Here is an 18,981-nt window from a genome sequence, read left to right on the forward strand (position 1 = left end):
TCGTCCCGCCGCGACACTGGCGCGCCGCGCGTCAGGCGATGCCGCTGGATGCGACCTCGGCCGCCGCGAAGAGGGCGACCACGATGCTCAGCACTCCCGCGACCAACAGGAGCGAGGGGTGCGCGAGCCCGATGACGACGCGCCGGGTGTGCGGCAGCTCGGTGAGGAACTCGTCGGGGATCCGATGGCGCTCGGGTACGCCCGCCCACCCGCGCAGGCGCGCGATGTAACCGACGCAGCGGAAGACGAGCACGGCCCAGAGCATCGCGACGATGAACGGCACGACCGCACCGAAGATCTCGAAGGCCTCGACCCACGCTTTCTCGGGATCGGCCCCGGTGTCCTCGGCCAGCTGCACCGCGACCGCCGCGCCGAGGACGACGGAGCCGACCCACAGGATCAGCGCGCCGAGGACCGCGAAGAACCGCGCGAAGAAGTGACCGAGGATGGACTCCTCGTACGCGAGATGCGTGCGCGGCGTCTGCGCGAGCACCAGCAGCGTCGCGCCGAGCGACGGCAGGGCGCCGAGCAGCGAGAGGACGACGCCGGCGGTCTCGTCTTCCACCCAGATCTCGCAGACCACGAGCAGCACCACCGCGACGCCGAGCCAGATCCATCCCGACAGGGTGGGATGCCGCACCACGAAGGAGGGATGCAGCGACTCCACCCGGCGTGCGGACCCGTTCACGAGCGTGTGCCCCCACACGTGCCGGTCCGCATCCATGTCCGCCCCCTGTCCACCCGCGCGGGGCGGGCTTCGCAGCCACAGTAGCGGTTCGTGGTTCGTGCATGCGGACGCATGTGGAGAGGTCGGCCTTGCTTCTGGGTAGAACATGTGTTCGACTGTCCGCATGAGGTGGCAGGGTCAGCAGTTGGGCGTCGACGACACGGCGGCGCTGCCCGGCATGGAGCGCATCGACGGTCTCGTCCGGTCGGTCACGACCCCCGAGTTCGCGGGGATGACGTTCCACGAGGTGCTGTGCAAGACCGCCCTGAACCGCGTGCCCGGCGCGTCGGCCATGCCGTTCGACTGGACGGTGAATCTGTACCGCGGCTGCAGCCATGCGTGCTCGTACTGCTTCGCCCGCAAGACGCACGAGTATCTCGACCTCGACTCCGGCGCCGATTTCGACTCGCAGATCGTGGTGAAGGTCAACGTCGCGGACGTTCTGCGGACCGAGCTGCAGCGCGGATCCTGGGCGCGCGAACCGGTCATGCTCGGCACGAACACCGACCCCTATCAGCGGGCCGAGGGGCGTTACCGCCTGATGCCCGACATCGTCGGTGCCCTCACCGACACCGGAACACCCTTCTCGATCCTCACGAAGGGCACGCTTCTGCGGCGCGACCTGCCGCTGCTGGCGGACGCCGCCCAGCAGGTGAAGGTGTCGCTCGCGATGTCGATCGCCGTCTTCGACGACGCTCTTCAGCACTCGATCGAGCCGGGGACCCCCAGCGCCGAGGCGCGCCTCGAGACGGTGCGCGCCGCGACGGCGGCGGGATTCCGCGTGACGGTGTTCCTCATGCCGATCCTCCCCCACCTCACCGACTCGATCCCGGCGCTCGACGACGCCCTCGCCCGCCTGCGTGCGGCCGGCGCCGCAAGGGTGGTCTACGGCGCACTGCACCTGCGCCCGGGCGCCAAGCAGTGGTTCTTCGAGTGGCTCGAACGCGAGCACCCGCACCTCGTGTCGTCCTACCGCGGCCTCTATCCCGGCGTCTCGGTCACCGCACCCAAGGCGTACCGCACGTGGCTCGGCAAGCGCCTCCGCCCACTGTTGCGCCTGCACCGACTCGACGGGTGGGACGAAGACGACCACCCACGTGGTCGCCCACAACCGGGACTCGCGGCCCGCACCCCGGCCACCAGCAGCCTGGGGCCGGTTCGCGCGACCCGGGGCCCGGCATCCCCTCGCCCCCGGGTCGCGCCGGCGAGCGAGCCGAGGCTGTTCTGACGGCGAAGGCCGGGACGTCGCGGCCACCGACGGCAACGGGAAAGCCCCCGCCGCGCGAACGCGAACGGGGGCTTACCGGTGTGACGGATTACGACGTGACGTCGGAGAGCTGACGACCCGAGATCTCCTCGAGCACGTCGTCGCCCAGCTGCGTCGGCTCGAACGGCGCCTCGATCTCCGCACGGTCGAGCAGCTCGGTCATCCGGCGCTGACGCTGACGCGTGATGAGCGTCACCACCGTGCCGCTGCGACCGGCGCGGCCGGTGCGGCCCGAGCGGTGCAGGTACGTCTTGTACTCGTCGGGGGCATCGGCCTGGATGACCAGATCGATGTCGTCGACGTGGATGCCGCGAGCGGCGACGTCGGTGGCCACGAGCACGTTGACGCGACCCGAGGTGAGCTTCTCGAGGTTGCGCGTGCGCTTCTGCTGGTTCAGGTCGCCGTGCAGCGCGACGGCGGCGATACCGGCGTCGTCGAACTGCTCGGCGAGCATCTCGGCGTAGGCCCGGGTGCGGGCGAAGACGAGCGTCTTGCCCTCGCGATCGACGAGCGAGTCGAGGATCTGCGCCTTGTCGCGGTGCTCGATCACGAGCACGCGGTGCTCGATCGTGCTCGAGTCCTGGTCTTCACCGGCGACCTCGTAGACGGCCGGCTCGACGAGGAACTCGTCGACCAGGGCCGCGACCTCGCGGTCGAGCGTGGCCGAGAACAGCAGCTTCTGGCTGCCCTTCGCGGTGGCGCGCAGAATGCGCTGCACGGGCTCGAGGAAGCCGAGCTCGCACATGTGATCGGCCTCGTCGAGCACGGCGACCTGCACCTGCGAGAGATCGAGCTTGCCCTGGTTGAGCAGGTCTTCGATGCGACCCGGGGTGCCGATGATGATGTCGACGCCCTTCTTCAGCGCACCGACCTGACGCGCCTGAGGGACGCCGCCGTAGATCTGCGTGGTGAAGAGCCCCACGCTGCGGGCGATGACCTGCACCGTGCGGTCGATCTGCAGGGCGAGCTCGCGGGTCGGCGCGAGGATGAGCGCCTTCGGCGCGCGACCGAACTCACGACGCTGACCGGCCTGGGCGCGCAGGATGCTCTCGACGAGCGGCGCGCCGAAGGCGATGGTCTTGCCCGAGCCGGTGCGGCCACGGGCCAGAACGTCGCGTCCCTCGAGGATCGGCGCCACGGTCGCGGCCTGGATCGGGAACGGCTTGTCGGCACCGAGGCCCGCGAGAGCGCGGACGATGTTGTCGCCGAGACCCAGCTCGGCGAAGCCGGCGCCGGTCACGGTCGCGGCATCCACCGCTTCGGCCTGCAGTCGCTCGTGCACGACGTCGACGCGCTGCTCGTGCTCGGCCGAGCGCTTCGGGCTGGCGTTCCAATCCGAGCGGCTCGGGCCGTCGGCGCGACGCGGACGCTCGTCGAACGAACGGGCGGGGCGGTCGCCGAAGTCGCGACGGGGGCGCTCGTCACGGTCGAACGACCGCGCGGGACGATCGTTGCGGTCGAAGGAACGCGCCGGACGCTCACCGGCGTCACGACGGGGACGGTCGTCCCGGTCGAACGAACGCGCCGGGCGATCGTTGCGGTCGAACGAACGCGCGGGACGGTCGTCGAAGGAACGCGCCGGACGGTCGTTCCGGTCGAAGGACCGGGCGGGACGGTCGTTCCGGTCGAACGACCGCGCGGGACGATCGTTCCGGTCGAACGAACGCGCGGGACGGTCGTTGCGATCGAAGGACCGCGCCGGACGGTCGTCACGGTCGAACGAACGCGCGGGACGCTCGTTCCGATCGAAGGAACGGGCCGGGCGCTCACCCGCGTCACGACGCGGACGCTCGTCACGATCGAACGAACGCGCCGGACGGTCATTGCGATCGAACGAACGCGCCGGACGGTCGTTCCGGTCGAAGGAACGGGCCGGGCGCTCACCCGCGTCACGACGCGGACGCTCGTCACCATCGAACGAACGCGCCGGGCGCTCGTTCCGGTCGAAGGACCGGGCGGGACGCTCGTTCCGATCGAAGGACCGGGCAGGGCGGTCGTTCCGGTCGAACGAACGCGCGGGACGGTCGTCGAACGAACGGGCGGGACGGTCGTCGCGAGCGGACTGGCGGATGCCACGGGCCTCGTCGCGGCCGGCACGATCCGATGCGCTCCACCGGCGCTTGTCGGGGGCGGCCTCGGTCTCGGCGCGGTAGCCGCGGTGGTTGGGGCTCTTGCTGCCGGGCTTGACGGGGCCCTCGGCACCGGGACGACGCTTGCGGTCCTGGAACGAGGTCTTGGCGCCGTAGCGCGGCTCGAAGTTCTTCGCGGCGCGACCGCCGGCGGGCTTCTTGTTCTTGGGCATGGGGGACTTCCTGGGTTCTGTTCGCGCGAAACAGCGACACCGCTCGTGGCGGTGAGATACCCGGACTGTCGTCGGCCGGGGGCCATTCACTGATGATGGTCGAGGCCGCGATCGCGTCCTGTCCATCGGCCCCTTGGACTCACAAACCCATCCGCGCATCACACGCGGTGTCCAGAGCCGACCGCCCCACGTTACAGCCCGCGCCTGGGAATGGCATCCACGCCCCGGGTCGCCGCGTGCGACGAGAACAGGGGATGCCACCGGAACAGGCCGATTCGGCGGAGAGCCCCCTGTTCTCGCGACATCGCCTGTTCTCGTCACGGCCGGTGCCGACGGAAGCGCCGACAGGACCGAAGATGGACGCATGGCAGACACCGACGCCCACCCCATCACGGTGGCGATCGAGCGGCGCATCGACCCGACGCGCACCGCCGAAGCGACCTCCTGGATGCAGGCCGGCACCGACCTCGCGACCGCGTTCCCGGGCTTCCTCGGCTCGGGCTGGGTGCGCGCGGGCGAGGACAGCGACCTCTGGTACATGCTGTACCGCTTCCGCGACATCACCACGCTCGAGCAGTGGGAGACCTCCTCGCAGCGTGAATGGTGGCTCGACTCCGGGCGCCCGTTCGCGCGCGAGGAGCGCACCGAGCGGCGCACCGGCATCGAGGGGTGGTTCGACGCCGCGTTCGGCTCGGTCCTCGCCCCGACGGATGCCACGACCTCCCCCGTGCAGCAGCCGGTGCCCCCCGCTCCCCCTCGGTGGAAGCAGGCCGTGACGATCTGGGTCGGATTCTTCCCCACGAACCTCCTCGCGTCGTGGTTGCTGGGCTTCGTCCCGGGGTTCGCCGAGATCCCCCTGCCCCTGCGCGTGCTCGCCACCACCCTCATGCTCACCCCCGTCATGACCTACGCCGTCTTGCCGTGGGTCACCCGGCTGCTCCGTCCGTGGTTGCAGCGTCCGCCCCGCTCCCGAAAGGCCTCGTCATGACCGCTGATCCCACCGGCCGGCGCTTCCACCTGCGCGGCGCGCACTCCTCCGCCGAGATCGCCCAGGTCGGCGCCGCTCTGCGCGCGCTCACCGTCGACGGCGTCGACCTCGTGCCCCGCTACCCCGATGACGTGCCGACGCCCGCGGCATCCGGGGTGGTCCTCGTCCCGTGGCCGAACCGCATCCGCGACGGCCGGTACTCCTTCGACGGCGCCGACCTGCAGCTGGCGATCAGCGAGCCGAAGTTCGGCAACGCGAGCCACGGCCTGCTGCGCTTCGGCGCGTACGAGCCGATCGAGCAGTCCGACGAACGACTCGTGCTCGGAGCCGACGTCGTCCCGCAGACCGGCTATCCGTTCCACCTGCGCACCCGTGTGACCTTCTCCCTCCGGAACGACGGACTCCACGTCGCCCACGACATCGAGAACGTCGGAGCGACGGCCGCTCCCGTCGCGCTGGGCGTGCACCCCTACCTGCAGATCGGCGGGGTTCCCACCGCCGACCTCGTGGTCCGTTCGACCGGCACGACGACGCTCGTCCTCGACGACCGCAACATCCCCGTCGACGAGGTCCCCGTGGGCGCGGGCACCGATTTGCGCGCGGGCGTGCGCCTGGGCGACGCCGCTCTCGACAACGGCTATCGAGGCCTGGACAGGGATGCCGAGGGCCTCGCGCACCACACCCTGACCGCCCCCGACGGGGCTCGCGTCGAGCTCTGGCAGGACGAGGGGTTCCGCTGGGCGCAGGTGTTCACGACCGACCGCTACCCCGGCCACTCCCTCGCCGTCGCGATCGAGCCGATGACGGCGCCCGCGAACGCTTTCGCCACGGGGGACGATCTCGAACGGCTCGAACCGGGAGACATTCTCCACCGGGAATGGGGAGTTCGCTTCTCGGCATAGGTGTCCTTGTCCCCCATTTGGGGGACATGAAATCTCGCATATGACCTGGGGAAAGCTGGGACAACCCCGTACCTATTTGGGCGACGCGAACGATACCATTCGTCGTGACGGATTTCCGTCAAGGCCGGGGGCGGCAAAGGGTCAAGGTTCGCCCCGGTTCATACCCGAATGAGCCGACGGGGGCCGAGGGTCTCGCGATGTGGGGGGATCCTCGTTCCGTCACGAGGAAAGATCCCCCATCATGAGCAGCGCGCTCCGCTCCGCCGTCCCCTTCTCCCTGTCGACGTCGCACCTGACCGGCCTCACCCGCCGTCTGCGCTCTCTCCCGTCGCTGCACGTCGGGGCCGCCGCACTGACCGTGCTCGTGACGGGCCTGCTGCTGGCGATCGCGACGACGAGCGACCCGCTGTGGTGGCAGCTGCATTTCAGCCAGCTGGGAATCTTCGGCGACCTCTCGAGCGCGTTCTTCAACACCACGCTCAAGGTCAGCGGGGTCATCGTCGTGGTCTTCGCGTTCTGCGTGCGCCGCGACGTCCGTCGGCTCGGCCGGGGACCGGTGCGCCGAGGGGCTGCGACCGTGGCATTCATCTGCCTGAATGTCGTCGGCGTCAATCTCGCTCTCGTCGGCTGCATTCCGCTGAACACCGACAAAGACCTCCACGATCGCGTCGCGGGCTCGATGGTCCTCGGTTTCCTCGCCCTCCTGATCAGCGCGCCGATCATGTTCAACCGCCTCGGCAAGCGGATGGCGGTGAGCACCGTGATCGCCACCGTGTGGCTGGTCGTCTCGATCGCCCTCTTCGTCTCGGCGACGATCAATCTCGCTCTGTTCGAGACCATCTCGTGCACCGCGATGTTCGCCTGGTCGGGAATGTTCACGCATGTACTGGCCGGCGCCGCCTCACGGGCCGTGACTCCCGCGCACGCGGACTCCTCGCGCTCCGGCGCCCACCTCGCGGGTCGCCGCGCGCGCAGCCGCCGTCTGGCCGGCTCCCTCGGCGTCGTCTCCTCGACGACCGCCGCCGCGTCCGTGTCGCGCACCCGCTCCCCGCGCGTCAGCGGCCCGGGTCGTACCGCTCGTCGCATGAGCGTCCTCGCCCTCCTCGCCGGCCGCCCCGCCTCATCGCTCGCGGCCCGCGCCGAAGGACGCATCGACCGCGGCTCGTCGATGCGCTCGGTCGGCGCAGACCGGCTCCGCTCCGCTGCGGCGTCCTCGGCACGCGGCCCTCGCGCGGGAGCGACCACGACCGACCCCCACTCGACGCGGTCGCTCGCAACCGCCACTCGGGCGAACGCCCGCGACGACGCCGCGACGACCTCGGCTCCCCTCGAGGCGCGGGGCCCCGCGGCATCCGCCGCCCGCCCCGCGATCGTCGCTCAGGCGGGCGGGTGCGGACCGCGCCGCGGACGCACCGCCGTGACGAGCGGAGCGAGCCCCGCCGCGGGCCCGCGCGCCGTCAGTGCTTCTCGCGCAGCTCGCGTCGGCTCAGCGGGTGCCCGTCGTCCGCGATCGGCGCAGCGCCCACCGACGGCGACGACGCCTCGTCGCGCGCGGCACGCCGCGCCCGTCGACGTTCGCTCGCTCCTTCGATGAGGTTGTAGAGGGTCGGCAGTACGAGCAGCGTCAGGAACGTCGACGACACGAGGCCGCCGATCACGACGACCGCGAGCGGCTGCGAGATGAACCCACCGTGGCCCGTGATGCCGAGGGCCATCGGCACCAGGGCGAAGATGGCGGCGAGCGCCGTCATGAGGATCGGCCGGAGACGTCGCGCCCCACCGACGATCGTGGCGTCGTGGACGCTCAGCCCGCGCGCACGGTACTGGTTGACGAGGTCGATCAGCACGATGGCATTCGTCACGACGATGCCCACGAGCATGAGCGCCCCGATCATCCCGGCGACGCCGAGCGGCACGCCCGTCACCAGCAGCAGCAGGATGGCGCCGGTGGCGGCGAACGGGACCGACACGAGCAGTTCGAGGGGCTGGCGCAGCGACTTGAACGTCGCGACCATCACGACGTACACGATGAGGATCGCCGCGAGCAGCGCGAGACCGAGCTGACCGAAGGCGTCCTGCTGGTCGGTGACGGCCCCGCCGACCTTCGCGGTGGCTCCCTCGGGCAGCTGCACGTCGGCGAGGGCCGCGTTCACGCTCGCGGAGGAGCTGCCGAGGTCGTCGGTCGTGGGGGTGACCGTCACGGATGCCGTGCGGAGTCCCCGCGCGGTGGTGATCGAGGGCGGAGTCTGGCTCTGCTCGACGGTGGCGATCTCGTCGAGGCGCACGGCGCCCCGGGCGCTGGGGATCTCGAGGGCGCGTAGATCGTCGATGGTCTGGGGCGGGTTGGCCGTCGCGAGGTAGACCGTCACGCCCCGACCGTCGAGCTCGACCGTTCCCGCCTGGCGCGGCTGCTGGGCGCCCGACACGAGGGCGCCGACGGTCTGCTCCGAGAGGCCGCGCTCGGCGGCCGCGTCGCGGTCGACGCGCACCGACACGAACGGCAGCGAGGCCGACAGGCTGCTGGTGACCTGGCCGATGCCGTCGCGTCCGTCGAGACCGGCGACGACCGCGTCGTTCGCCTGCTGCAGCGTCGTCGCGTCGGGCGCGGTCACGTCGACCGTGATGTCGGTCGAGCCGAACCCGCTCCCCTGCGCGGAGACCTCGATCTCACCGGCATCCGTCAGCTTCTCGAGTTCGGTGCGCACGCGCTCGCGCAGCTCCACCTGGTCGGTACCCGACTGCGAGGTGATCGAGTAGGTGATGCCCGAACCGCCTCCCGAGAAGGCGTCGCGCAGCGCCGAACCACTGGAGCCGATCGAGGTCTGCACCGTCTGCACGCCCTCGGTGTCGAGCAGCACCGCCTCGACCTTCTGCGCCGCCGCGTCCTCGGCATCCAGGCTCGGGGCGGATCCGATCTTCTGCGTCACGGTGAAGGTGTTCTGGCCGGAGTCGCCCAGGAAGTCCGTCTTGAGGAGCGGCACCGAGGCGAGCGTGCCACCGAGCACCAGCACGGCAAGGCCCAGGGTCACCCACGAGTGCTTCAGCGTCCAGCTGAGCACGGGAACGTAGGCCTTCTGCAGACGCGAGGGGGGCGCGTCGGCCGCTTCGGGGTCGATGGCGTTGCCCTCGGCATCCCGCACGACCTTCCCCGGCTTGAGGAACCACGACGCCAGCACGGGCACGATCGTCAGCGAGACCAGCAGCGACGCCGCCATCGCGATCGTCACCGTGAGCGAGAACGGGCGGAACAGCTCCCCCGTGACGTCGCCGACGAACGCGATCGGCAGGAACACCGCGACGGAGGTGATCGTGGATGCCGTGATGGCGGCCGCGACCTCGCGCACGGCCCGGATGATGGTGGGGATCTTCTCCGCGTCGCCGACGTAGTGCCGCTTGATGTTCTCGATGACGACGATGGAGTCGTCGACGACGCGGCCGATGGCGATCGTGAGGGCGCCGAGCGTGAGGATGTTCAGCGAGTAGCCGAAGGCCTGGAGCCCGACGAAGGTGATGAGCACACTCGTGGGGATCGAGATCGCGGTGACGAGCGTCGAGCGCACCGACATGAGGAAGATCAGGATCACGACGACCGCGAAGACGAGACCGAGGAGCCCCTCCTGCGCGAGCGCCTCGATCGACTGCGTCACGAACGGCGCCTGGTCGAAGACCACGGTGAAGGTCGCGCCCTGGCCGAGCTGCGACTCGAGACCCGGCAGGGCGGCGAGCACGCCGCGCGAGACGTCGACCGTATTGGCCGCGGGGAGCTTGGTGACGGCGATGGTCAGCGCGGGCTGGCCGTCGACGCGCGAGAGGGTGGTCACGGGGTCCGTCTGCAGCTCGACGGACGCCACGTCGCCGATGGTCGTCTGCCCCGCCTGGAACTGCGCGGCATCCGTCGGCACGAGCGGAAGGGCGGCGATCTCGTCGACGCTGGTGAGCTTGGTGCCCGTCTGGACGGTGAGCGTCTGATCGCCCTCGGTCAGCGAGCCGCCGGGGAAGAGCACGCCGTTCGCGTCGAGGGCGTCGGTGATCGCCTGCTGGCTGAAGCCGCGGTCGCCGAGCTTCGTCGTGTCGGGGGTGATGGTGACGCGCTGGCCGGTGCCGCCGACGATCTGGGCGCCGTTGACGCCGTCGACGTCTTCGAGATCGGGGATGACGCTGCTCTGCAGGATCGACTGCGTGGCTTGCGCGTCGGTGAAGCCGGTGACCGCGAGCTGGATCACGGGGAAGTCGTCGATGCTGGCGGAAGCGACCGTGGTGTCGGCCGACTCGGGCAGCTGATCGTTGATGCGCGCGATCGCGGCCAGGATCTTCTGCTGCGCCGCGGCGAGATCGGTGCCGTAGGTGAACGACGCCGACACGATCGAGGAGTTCGTCGTGCTGGTCGCGGTGGTGGACTCGAGACCCTCGACCCCGCGGATCGCGTTCTCGACGGGCGTCGACACGTCGGCCTCGACCACCTCGGGGGAGGCGCCCGGGTACGTCGTGACGATCGCGAGCTGGGGGAACTCGATCGAGGGGATGAGCTCCTGCTTGAGGCTCGTCAGCGCGAGGCCGCCGAAGATCGCCGCGACGATCGTGACGAGGGCGATGAGGGCACGGTTCTTCAGGCTCAGAACGGCCAGGTACGACACGAAGGACCCTCCGGGATCACGATTCGATACAGGGGTGTATCGAGAGGCCAGTATCCCATGCCCCTCCGCGGCCCGGCGCGGCTCAGAGCAGCGAACCCACCGTGAGGCCGAGGGCGGCGGCGAGCACCGACCCGACGAACGACAGCAGGGCGTACGACACCGCGGCCCGCGTACGCCCCTCTTCGGCGAGCAGGGCGGTGGTCACCGCGACCGCACTGAAGGTCGTGTACCCCCCGAGCAGCCCCGTGCCGAGGATCCAGCGCCACGCCTCGTCCGCCGGGAGCGGACTCAGGATGCCGAGCGCCAGCGCCCCGGTCACATTGACGACCAGGATGCCCCACGGGAACCGCTCGCCCGTGCGGCGGCGGATCGTGACGTCGAGCAGGTATCGCAGCGCCGCGCCGACGCCGCCGGCGAAGGCGACCGCGACGAAGACCAGGGGCGTCATCGTGCGCGCCCCCCGCGCCCGAGCAGCACGCCGCCCCAGGCGGCCGCGGTGCCGACGAGCACCGTCGCCACTCCCCACCACAGCAGCGCGAGGTCGGCCGACTCCACGGCGAGCGCACTGTAGGTGGTGAACCCGCCCAGCACCCCCGTGCCGATGAAGAGCTGCACGCGCTGCGCGCGCGAGGACTCCGGCATCCGGGCCCGCCATCCGAACAGGATGCCGATCGCGAACGCCCCCACGACGTTGATGATCGGCACGAGGGCGGAACCCAGGTCGTCGCCGAGACCGAGGGTGAGTCCCGCGCGCACGGCCGTGCCGATGGCACCGCCCACCGCGACGAGGACCGCGTCACGCCACATGCTCACCGCGCCACCCTACGCCGCCGCCGCGTTCCCCCGGCGCCCGCCGGCGTTCGCTCACGTCCGGCCCGCTCACCGTCGTCGAGCGCCCACGGTACCCGGCCGATCCTCCGCGGCGTCCGGGTGTCCCGGAGACGCTCGACGACCGGTGCGGGCACGCGTGCCGCCGTCACTCCCCGAGGATCAGGCGTCTGATCGCGGCATCCTTCGATCCGCCCAACTCCATCGTGCGGCCCTTGCGGTACAGCGAGAAGACGCGCGGATCGATGTAGCTCGACCGCGCCACGGCGGGGGTGTTGCCGAGCGCCTCCGCCGTCGCGCGGACAGCGGCGACCTCGGCCTTCTTGCGTTCGTTCTTGCCGCCGACGGCTCCCACCTTCGCGAGCGATTCGGCGGCCATGATCGTGCCGCGGAGCGTGCGGAAGTCCTTCGCGCTGAAGGGTCCTCCGGTGAGGGAGCGCACGTACGCGTTGACGTCGCCCGGCGTGAGGGGAACGCGTCGCCGTCCGCGCTTGTAGCTCAGCAGCGCCGCTCGCGGTCGCCCCAGCGCGAGTTCTTCGATGAGGGATGCCAGTTCGGCGTCGTGCACGCGCAGATCGGCGCGCTTGCCGCTCTTCGCCGGGAACGACAGCCGGACGAGATCACCCTCGACCGTGGCGTCCCTGCGCTGGAGGGTGGTGAGCCCTCGGCTACCGTTCGTGACGAAATAGCGCGCGTTGCCGACGCGGGGCGCGACCAGGTCGAGCAGGCGGAACGACACCGCCAGCACGCGCTCCCGGTCGATCTCGCTCCGTCGCAGCGACTGCGTCACGCGAGCGCGAGCGCGCGGGAGGGCTTGAGCGAGTTGCAGGGCACGGGAGAACTTGCCCTTGTCCTGACGCTTCGACCAGTCGGCGTGATACGTGTACTGGCGCCGCCCGGCCTCGTCGGTGCCGACCGCCTGGATGTGGGCGTTGGGCTCTCGCGCGATCCACACCTCGCGCCACGCGGGCGGGATGACGAGACCGCGCGCGCGCTCGGCGTCGCGGTCGGGCACGGCCGCCCCGGTGTGATCGACGAAGCGGAACCCCGACCCCGAGCGCACCCGGCGATACCCCGGATCCTCGTAGGGCCGGACGCGGATCAGTCGCGCCATGCGCGTCAGTGCGAGCGGAGCATGTCGATCAGCTCCGCCTTCTTCTTGCCGGAGTAGCCGGTGATGCCGAGTTCCTTCGCGCGCTTCTTCAGCTCGTCGACGGTGCGGTCCTCGTAGTTCTCGGCGTGGCCGCCCTTTTCACCGATGCTGTCGCGTCCCTGCGCGGCGGCGGCGTTCGAGATGCGGGCCGCCTTCTCCTTCGAGTCGCCCTGCGCGCGCAACTCCTCGTACAGTTCGGGGTCCTTCAGGCTGTTGGATCCTCGCCCCTGGGGCATGGCCGTCTCCTTCCGTCGAGGATCCGACGCTACGGGCGCGCCCGTCGCGGCGTCCGCGGGGTTGACAACCACGCGGCTACCAGCCGGTTTCGCGCAGCGTCAACCCCACCGACAGCGCCCCTCACCGGTGGCACGTTGGATACCGATCATCCGGTGCGTGCGGCGTTCGCGCGGAGCGCAGCGGATCGACCTACTCGCCAGGTCCCGCGCCATCGCGCGGGGAAGAAGGAGCCCCCCATGAACATCTTCCTCATCATCATCATCGTCGCCGCGATCGTCATCGCCATCTTCAGCGGACTGGGCCAGGCGGCCAACTTCCTGCTGTGGATCGCCATCATCGTCGGCCTCATCGCCCTCATCGTGCTGCTGTTCCGTCTCATCAGCGGACGCAAGCCCGTCTGACCTCATCGAGGAGCGACGCGTTTCGGGTGCGCGTCGCCCTCGACTCCCGGCGGGTCTTCCCGCCCCGGATGCCACGTCCTCACCGAGGGCGTGGCATCCGTCGTTTCCGGGGGTCCCAATCCCCTCGACAGGCTCAGGGAACTCCGGAGCGGCGCGGAGCGAATGGCGAGGCCCAGTGCCACGCCCACACAAAGGTGGCTGAGCCCGTCGAAGCCACCGGACGTCACCATCTGCACCGAGAGGTGGCTGAGCGCGTCGAAACCACCGGACGCCGCCACCGGCCACGCGGCAGGGGTTGACTCGAACGCGATATATCGCGATACTCGACTTAACGCGATATATCGCGAGTGAGGAGACCAGACCATGGAGAAATGGATCGTCCATCCGGGCGAGACGCGCGTCATCGACGTCGCGGCCCTGCGCGAACTGAAGATCGGCCTCGTCGGCGGGCAGGTCGACGTGATCGCCCATGACGAGACCGACGCCCGCATCGAGGTGCACGGCGTCACCGTCAAAGACCTCCGCATCGAGATGGTCGACGGCCGTCTCGAGATCGACCACCCCCAGCTGCGGTGGGACAACTTCCTCGAGGTCTTCCGTAATTTCGGTGCCGGCGGCCCCAAGGCCGAGATCAGCGTCGCCGTGCCGCGCACCGTCGCCCTCACGCTCGGCGTCGTCAGCGCGAGCGCCCTGGTCGCGGGCCTGCGCAGCGACGTGCGCCTGAACACCGTCTCGGGCGACATCATCGTCGACGGCATCGAGGGCGACGTCGACCTGAACGCCGTCTCCGGTGACCTGCAGGTGCGCGAGCTCGACGGCGCGCTCAGCGCCAACAGCGTCTCGGGCGACGTCGCCGCCACCGGCCGCATCACGAAGGCCTCGATCGACACCGTCTCGGGGGCGATGCTCGTCGACTCCAGCGGTCACACCCAGTCCATCTCGCTCAACTCCGTCAGCGGCACCGCGACCATCCGGCTCGATCGGTCGCTCCCGGCGAACTACGTCTCGCGCTCGGTGAGCGGCCGCGTGCAGATCGACGGCATCGTGCGCTCGGGCAAGGGCCCCACCACCTATTCGGGATCGACCGGCACCCTCGCGGGGAGCTTCGTCGACGTCCGGGCCAACACCGTCTCAGGCGAGATCACGGTGCTACGCCGCGGCATCTCGGGCCTGCGCCCCGAGGAGCTCGCCGGAGAGGAGGAGTGGTGATGAGCCCCGTCTTCTCCCACGGCGATCTGCGCCTGTACATCCTCAGCCTGCTCGACGAGGCCCCCCGCCACGGTTACGACCTCATGCAGGCCCTGTCCGAGCGCACGGGCGGCACCTACTCCCCCTCCGCCGGCACGATCTACCCGCGCCTGTCGAAGCTCGAGGAAGAGGGGCTGGTGACCAAGACCGTCGACGGCCGCAAGACCGTCTACGAGATCACCGATGCCGGACGCGCCGAGGTCGCCGAGCGCTCCGGCGACCTGGAGGGCATCCAGGCCGGACTCGCCGACAGCGTCCGGCTCATCGCCGACGAGGTGCGCGGAAGCGTCCGCGACGCGATGCGCAGCCTGCGCGCCGACCTCGCCGCCGCCTCCCGCGAGGAACGCGAACAGGCGCAGACGACTCCCGCCGACGACGCCCGCTCGCGCAGCCGTGAGCAGCTGTCGCGCGCCGACGCGGCGATCACGGAGTTCCGCGGACGCGTGCGCTCGGAGCTCCGCGCGCACGTCGCCCGGGGCGGCGAGCTCTCGGCATCCGGGGTCGACGGGATCGAAGAGGCGCTGCAACGGGCGTCGGACGCCGTCGCGCACGCCCTGCGGAGCTAGGGCGTCACTCCCACGGCAGCTGATCGTCGGCGCCGGCCGGCTCGCCCACGGGGACGACGAGCACCGGTCGGCGCTGACGATGCGTGAGCCGAGCCGCGACGGATCCGGTGAGGAACTCCCGCAGCGACTCGCCCAGCCCGCGCTTGCGCGTGCCGACGACGAGGAGAGAGGCCTCGAGCTGGTCGGCGAGATGGATCAGCGCGAGCGCGGGGTCACCGATCTCCTGCTGCACGCTCCAGCTCACGTCATCGCCCGCCAGGGCCTCGGTGGCCGCGCGGCGCACCTCCTCGAGCGCCGCCTTCGACGCCGCACCCGCCACATCGACCGTGGAGGAGTGCACATAGCCGTCGGGGTCTTCGAACGCGACGAACCGGGTCGTGTCGACGTGCACGACCACGAGGGGCGCTCCCGCGAGCGCCGCGTAGCGGGCCGCCTCCCGCACGACCCGCGGCGACTGCCCGGGAACCACTCCGGCGATCACCGCTCCCGCGGCGCCGTGCGAACGGGACTGTTCGGTCATGCCTGCTCCTCTCGCCACACCGGCGCCGAGCCGCCCGCCACCCGCGCCCTCTCGGGCCGGACGGCTGGGCCGGAATGCGCCGTGATATCCTGGCTGTTACTCTTACCGGCTCGGTCCGGAACCGCAATACGCAGGGCCCGCAATGCGGCCCTCGACGTCGATCGTGAGGGGGTCTCGCATGGGGCGTGGCCGTCAGAAGGCGAAGAACACCAAGATCGCCCGTGAGCTGAAGTACGACACCTACTCGGTGAACTACTCGGCGCTCGAGCGCGAGCTCGGCGCACCCGCGGCGGGTGAAGACGCGTACGTCGACAAGTGGGCCGACCAGTACTCCGACGAATACGAAGACGAGAAGGCCTGACGCCTTCCGCTCGTTTCGTTCACGCGCCGACGCCTCAGCATCGGGTGAGCGACAACGCGATTCGCCGACCCTCGACGCTGAACGGCGGTGACGACATCGTCACCGCCGTTCGCACGTGCACCTCTCGATGACCACGCCCGGTGGCGTCCGTCACCAGGTGCGCCCGGTGCGGCGCTCCCACGCGTCCTCGATGCTCTCGCGCCGCGCGACGACGATGCCCGCCGGCACGGCGCACGCGACCGCCAGCCCGAGCAGCACGAGGGCCGCGGTCCACCCGCCGGTGATCTCGTGGGTCAGGCCGATCGCGAGCGGCATCAGCGCCGCCAGGCCGTAGCCGACGCTCTGCACGAGACCGCTCAGGGCGACCGCCGTCTCGTGCGCACGCGTGCGCAGCCCGAAGAGCACGAGCACCATCGGGAAGAGCAGGGGCGGGATGCCGATCAGCACCACCCACAGCACGGTCGCCGCCGTCGGGGCGAGAAGCAGGCCGCCCGCCCCGAGCAGACCCGAGATCACGGCCGCCGCGTAGAACGGCGTCGTCCGACCGATGCGCTGAACGAGCAGGGGAACGACGAGCGACACCGGCAACCCCATGAAGGCGAACAGCGCCAGCAGACCGCCGGCCGTGGCGGCATCCACCCCCGCCACATCGATCAGCAGGGGCGGGAGCCAGGCGAACAGGCCGTAGGCGATCGAGGAGTTCACCGCGAACGTGACGACGAGCGCCCACGTCTGCGGCACGCGCACCACGCGCGACAGCACCGAGGTGCGGGGCTCTTCCACCATGTCGGCGCGGGAGGCCCGCGCCCGCAGGCTCATCGCGATCCAGGGCACCACGGCCGCGAGCGCCACGACGGCCCAGACGGCGAAGGATCCGCGCCACCCGACAGCGTCGGCCAGCGGGACCGCGACCAGCGGTGGCGTGAAGGTCGCGACCGCCATCGTGGTCGTGTACACGGTGGTCATCAGGCCGATGCGCTCGGGGAAGTACTTCTTCACGACCGCGGGGATCAGCACGTTGGCCACGCCGACCGCCGCGAACACCCCCGCCGTGGCGGCGAGGAGCGTCCACGCGTCGACCACGGCCGCCCGGAGGCCGAGCATGACCGCCGCGACGACGGCGGCGATGAGCACGCTGCGCTCGAGACCGAGGCGGCGCTCGATGGCGGGCGCGACCATGCCAGCGAGCGCGAACGCCACGGGAGGGGCCATGCCGATGAGACCGACCACCGCGGCCGGGAGCGCGAAGTCGCGGCCGATGATCAGCAGCAGTGGCGACAACGACGCGACGGCGATGCGCAGCGTCAACGCGAGCAGCACGATGGCCGAAGCGGCCAGTGCGAGCGTTCCCGCCGCTCTCGCCGGGGTCAAGACTCCTGACTGCCCTCGACCCAGGCGAGGTACTCCTCCGACACGGTGCCCGTGACGTAGCGCCCGTCGAAGCAGCTCATGTCGAGGTCGACCAGGTCGGTGCCCTCCATGATGGCGGCCTTCAGGTCCTCGACCTCCTGGTACACCAGGTAGTCGCAGCCGAGCTCCTCGGCGATCTCCGGGATCGTGCGCCCGTGCGCGACGAGCTCGTGACGCGAGGGCATGTTGATGCCGTAGACGTGGGGGTAGCGCACGGGAGGTGCGGCCGAGGCGAACGTGACGCTCTTGGCCCCGGCATCCCGAGCCATCTGGATGATCTCGCGGCTGGTGGTACCGCGCACGATCGAGTCGTCGACGAGGAGGACGTTCTTGCCCTGGAACTCCGTCGACATCGCGTTGAGCTTCTGGCGCACGCTCTTCTTGCGCACCGCCTGCCCGGGCATGATGAACGTGCGGCCGACGTAGCGGTTCTTGTAGAAGCCCTCGCGGTACTCGATCCCGAGCTTTCGGGCCACCTGCATCGCCGCCGGACGCGCCGAATCGGGGATGGGCATGACCACATCGATGGCGCCCGCGGGAGTGTACTTGGCGACCGTGTCGGCGAGCCGCTCCCCCATGCGCAGGCGGGTCTCGTACACCGAGACGCCGTTCATGACCGAGTCGGGGCGCGCGAGGTAGACGTACTCGAACGAGCACGGCGCGAGCATCGTCTTCTCGGCGCACTGCTGGGCGTGCAGGGTGCCGTCGAGGGTGATGAAGACCGCCTCACCCGGCTCGACGTCGCGGACGACCTCGAAGCCGCCGTTCTCGAGCACGAGGGATTCGGATGCCACGATCCATTCGTCGCGCGGCTCACCGCCGGGCACCTGCGCCGCGGGACGCTTGCCGAGGATGAGCGGACGGATGCCGAACGGGTCGCGGAACGCGAGCAGCCCGTAGCCGGCGATGAGCGCGATCGAGGCGTAGGAGCCCTCGACGCGCTCGTGCACGCGACCGACCGCGCGGAAGACCTGCGCGGGGTCGAGGTCGGGTCCGGTGATCTCGGACTGCAGCTCGGAGCCGAGGATGTTGACGAGCAGCTCCGTGTCGCTGCTGGTGTTGAGGTGACGACGGTCCTTGTGGAAGAGCTCGGTCGTCAGCTCGCGCGTGTTCGTCAGGTTGCCGTTGTGCACGAGCACGATGCCGTAGGGGGCGTTGACGTAGAAGGGCTGCGCCTCTTCTTCGTTGGATGCCGTGCCCTTGGTCGCGTAGCGCACGTGCCCGAGGCCGATGTCGCCGAGGAGGGCGCGCATGTCGCGCGTGCGGAACGCTTCGCGCACCTGGCCGCGGGCCTTGTGGATGTGGAACACGCCGCTGGACTCGGCCGTGGCCATGCCCGTGGAGTCCTGTCCCCGGTGCTGGAGGAGGAGGAGCGCGTCGTAGATCTCCTGGTTGACCGGGCCCTGCCCGGCCATGCCGACGATGCCGCACATGGGG

At 70.5% G+C, this 18,981-nt stretch carries 17 protein-coding genes and 1 pseudogene; 8 read left to right on the top strand and 10 right to left on the bottom strand.

Going from position 1 to position 18,981, the window contains the following annotated elements:
- Positions 1 to 31: 31 nt before the first annotated feature.
- Entirely contained in the window at positions 32 to 724 is a 693-nt protein-coding gene (locus AB0N82_RS02125) for a hypothetical protein (RefSeq protein ID WP_315993807.1), read from the bottom strand.
- Positions 725 to 851: 127 nt separating this feature from the next.
- Between AB0N82_RS02125 and AB0N82_RS02130 the strand changes: the two genes are divergently transcribed.
- Positions 852 to 1,955: an Rv2578c family radical SAM protein gene (locus AB0N82_RS02130; RefSeq protein ID WP_363387546.1), complete on the top strand. Its 1,104-nt coding sequence runs from the start codon at positions 852 to 854 to the stop codon at positions 1,953 to 1,955.
- A gap of 88 nt (positions 1,956 to 2,043) precedes the next feature.
- On the opposite strand, the gene AB0N82_RS02135 is transcribed toward AB0N82_RS02130, so the two are convergent.
- Complete coding sequence (locus tag AB0N82_RS02135; RefSeq protein WP_363387549.1) at positions 2,044 to 4,296, bottom strand: DEAD/DEAH box helicase; 2,253 nt, start codon at positions 4,294 to 4,296, stop codon at positions 2,044 to 2,046.
- A 364-nt stretch (positions 4,297 to 4,660) separates the two neighbouring features.
- Between AB0N82_RS02135 and AB0N82_RS02140 the strand changes: the two genes are divergently transcribed.
- From AB0N82_RS02140 to AB0N82_RS02150, 3 genes and pseudogenes are all read left to right on the top strand, one after another.
- The gene (locus AB0N82_RS02140; RefSeq protein WP_315993810.1) at positions 4,661 to 5,284 is read left to right on the top strand and encodes an antibiotic biosynthesis monooxygenase; all 624 of its coding nucleotides are present in this window, start codon (positions 4,661 to 4,663) and stop codon (positions 5,282 to 5,284) included.
- A complete protein-coding gene (locus tag AB0N82_RS02145; RefSeq protein WP_315993811.1) occupies positions 5,281 to 6,186 on the top strand; it encodes an aldose 1-epimerase family protein in 906 nt (301 codons plus the stop codon). The genes AB0N82_RS02140 and AB0N82_RS02145 overlap by 4 nt, the downstream gene beginning before the upstream one ends.
- 241 nt (positions 6,187 to 6,427) lie before the next feature.
- Positions 6,428 to 7,051: pseudogene (locus AB0N82_RS02150) on the top strand (DUF998 domain-containing protein); the annotation flags it as partial.
- Positions 7,052 to 7,643: 592 nt separating this feature from the next.
- Here AB0N82_RS02150 and AB0N82_RS02155 read toward each other — a convergent pair.
- The 5 genes from AB0N82_RS02155 to AB0N82_RS02175 all read right to left on the bottom strand — a co-directional run bounded on the left by AB0N82_RS02155 (position 7,644) and on the right by AB0N82_RS02175 (position 13,037).
- The gene (locus AB0N82_RS02155; RefSeq protein ID WP_315993812.1) at positions 7,644 to 10,820 is read right to left on the bottom strand and encodes an efflux RND transporter permease subunit; all 3,177 of its coding nucleotides are present in this window, start codon (positions 10,818 to 10,820) and stop codon (positions 7,644 to 7,646) included.
- Positions 10,821 to 10,902: 82 nt separating this feature from the next.
- A complete protein-coding gene (gene crcB / locus AB0N82_RS02160) occupies positions 10,903 to 11,268 on the bottom strand; it encodes a fluoride efflux transporter CrcB (protein WP_363387554.1) in 366 nt (121 codons plus the stop codon).
- Complete coding sequence (locus tag AB0N82_RS02165) at positions 11,265 to 11,627, bottom strand: CrcB family protein (RefSeq protein ID WP_363389413.1); 363 nt, start codon at positions 11,625 to 11,627, stop codon at positions 11,265 to 11,267. Before AB0N82_RS02165 ends, crcB begins: the two co-directional genes overlap by 4 nt.
- A gap of 169 nt (positions 11,628 to 11,796) precedes the next feature.
- Positions 11,797 to 12,762 (bottom strand): DNA topoisomerase IB, encoded by a 966-nt coding sequence (locus tag AB0N82_RS02170; protein ID WP_363387557.1) that lies wholly within the window; start codon positions 12,760 to 12,762, stop codon positions 11,797 to 11,799.
- Positions 12,763 to 12,767: 5 nt separating this feature from the next.
- Positions 12,768 to 13,037, bottom strand: a complete 270-nt coding sequence (locus AB0N82_RS02175) for a Rho termination factor N-terminal domain-containing protein (RefSeq protein ID WP_315993815.1) — start codon at positions 13,035 to 13,037, stop codon at positions 12,768 to 12,770.
- Between the two features lie 237 nt (positions 13,038 to 13,274).
- Between AB0N82_RS02175 and AB0N82_RS02180 the strand changes: the two genes are divergently transcribed.
- From AB0N82_RS02180 to AB0N82_RS02190, 3 genes are all read left to right on the top strand, one after another.
- Positions 13,275 to 13,439 carry a hypothetical protein gene (locus AB0N82_RS02180; protein WP_298870623.1) on the top strand — a complete coding sequence of 55 codons (165 nt, stop codon included), beginning with the start codon at positions 13,275 to 13,277 and terminating at the stop codon, positions 13,437 to 13,439.
- A 363-nt stretch (positions 13,440 to 13,802) separates the two neighbouring features.
- Positions 13,803 to 14,648, top strand: coding sequence for a DUF4097 family beta strand repeat-containing protein (locus AB0N82_RS02185; RefSeq protein WP_363387561.1), 846 nt, complete (start codon positions 13,803 to 13,805; stop codon positions 14,646 to 14,648).
- Positions 14,648 to 15,253, top strand: a complete 606-nt coding sequence (locus AB0N82_RS02190) for a PadR family transcriptional regulator (protein ID WP_315993817.1) — start codon at positions 14,648 to 14,650, stop codon at positions 15,251 to 15,253. Before AB0N82_RS02185 ends, AB0N82_RS02190 begins: the two co-directional genes overlap by 1 nt.
- A gap of 4 nt (positions 15,254 to 15,257) precedes the next feature.
- On the opposite strand, the gene AB0N82_RS02195 is transcribed toward AB0N82_RS02190, so the two are convergent.
- Positions 15,258 to 15,773, bottom strand: a complete 516-nt coding sequence (locus AB0N82_RS02195) for a universal stress protein (RefSeq protein ID WP_315993818.1) — start codon at positions 15,771 to 15,773, stop codon at positions 15,258 to 15,260.
- 178 nt (positions 15,774 to 15,951) lie between these two features.
- Here AB0N82_RS02195 and AB0N82_RS02200 point away from each other — a divergent pair, with 178 nt between their 5' ends.
- The gene (locus AB0N82_RS02200; protein ID WP_116537293.1) at positions 15,952 to 16,134 is read left to right on the top strand and encodes a DUF3073 family protein; all 183 of its coding nucleotides are present in this window, start codon (positions 15,952 to 15,954) and stop codon (positions 16,132 to 16,134) included.
- Between the two features lie 150 nt (positions 16,135 to 16,284).
- On the opposite strand, the gene AB0N82_RS02205 is transcribed toward AB0N82_RS02200, so the two are convergent.
- Together AB0N82_RS02205 and purF are read right to left on the bottom strand one after the other, a co-directional pair.
- On the bottom strand, positions 16,285 to 17,505 hold the full coding sequence (locus AB0N82_RS02205) for an MFS transporter (RefSeq protein WP_363387566.1): 1,221 nt from the start codon (positions 17,503 to 17,505) through the stop codon (positions 16,285 to 16,287).
- Complete coding sequence (gene purF / locus AB0N82_RS02210; protein WP_315993820.1) at positions 17,502 to 18,977, bottom strand: amidophosphoribosyltransferase; 1,476 nt, start codon at positions 18,975 to 18,977, stop codon at positions 17,502 to 17,504. Before purF ends, AB0N82_RS02205 begins: the two co-directional genes overlap by 4 nt.
- Positions 18,978 to 18,981: the final 4 nt, after the last annotated feature.

It is taken from the genome of Microbacterium sp. NPDC089186 (assembly GCF_040685115.1).
GTDB lineage: Bacteria > Actinomycetota > Actinomycetes > Actinomycetales > Microbacteriaceae > Microbacterium > Microbacterium galbum.